The sequence below is a fragment of the Microvirga aerilata genome (genome assembly GCF_016743775.1).
GTDB classification, from domain to species: Bacteria; Pseudomonadota; Alphaproteobacteria; order Rhizobiales; family Beijerinckiaceae; genus Microvirga; species Microvirga aerilata.
The window spans coordinates 1-1,062 of sequence record NZ_JAEQMY010000306.1 but is presented as its reverse complement, the minus strand read 5'-3'; the positions used below and the strand labels follow the sequence as shown (position 1 = coordinate 1,062).

Below are 1,062 nucleotides of genomic sequence, written 5' to 3'. Positions count from 1 at the left end.
CCAAGGATTGATCAAGATCGGACTGCCCCATACATGAGAGCCCTGGACGCACCTGGGATGCGACATGGCCTCACGGAAGACTCTGAACGCTAAGAACCTCGAGGCGCTTGGGTCCGATCGCCTGGCTGAACTGCTGATCGAGATCAGCCGGGGTAATGCAGCAGCCCAACGCCGCCTGCGGCTGGAACTGGCCGGCGCCGCCAGCCCTGCCGACATGGCTCAGGAGATCCGCAAGCGCCTGACCGCTATTGCCCGCTCTCGCTCGTTCGTTGATTGGCACAAGCGCAAGGCCCTTGTTGCGGATCTCGAGACCCAGAGACAGGCTATCAGTCAGGTCGCCAAAGTCGATGCAGGTGAAGCGCTGGACCTCCTCTGGCGCTTCATGGCACTTGCTAATCCGATCTTCAACCGCTGTGACGACAGCAGTGGCAGCGTGATCGCGGTCTTTCAGGCGGCCTGCCGTGATCTTGGTGACATTGCCATCGCGGCGAATGCCGCGCCCACCGTGCTGGCCGAGCACGCCTACCGTGCTCTGATCGAGAACGAGTATGGTCAGTATGACGGTCTGGTCGCGGTTCTGGCCCCGGCCCTCGGCCCGACTGGCCTCGACCACCTTAAGCATCTCATCCTCAAGTTGTCACAGGAGCCGCGGCAGGAGCCTCGTGCTGAAGACCGGAAGGTCGTCGGTTGGGGGATGAGTGGTCCCCTGTACGCCGATGACCTGGCGGAGCGCCATCGCAGCAGCGTTGTTCGATTGGCGCTGGCGGCGATTGCGGATGCGCAGGGGGATGTGGACGCCTTTATCGCCCAGCAAAGTGAGAAGGCACGAGGCGTCCCAAGTGTTGCTGTGGAGATCGCGCAACGGCTGTTGGCTGCAGGCCGCGCGGAAGAAGCGTGGGCCGCCATCAACGCCGTCGATCTGGACAGACCTGGCTGGATCCCGGTCGAATGGGAGCTGACCCGGATTGCGGTTCTCGAGGCCCTTGGGCGAGCGGATGAGGCGCAGGCGTTTCGTTGGGTCTGCTTTGAGCGCTCGCTCAGCCCGGAGCACCTGCGCTCCTA

The 1,062-nt window shown here is 63.3% G+C and carries 1 protein-coding gene; it reads left to right on the top strand.

Going from position 1 to position 1,062, the window contains the following annotated elements; genetic code table 11:
• Positions 1-64: 64 nt before the first annotated feature.
• Positions 65-1,062 (top strand): DUF6880 family protein (locus JKG68_RS32500; protein ID WP_202066568.1); only part of this gene is annotated, 998 nt, incomplete at its 3' end.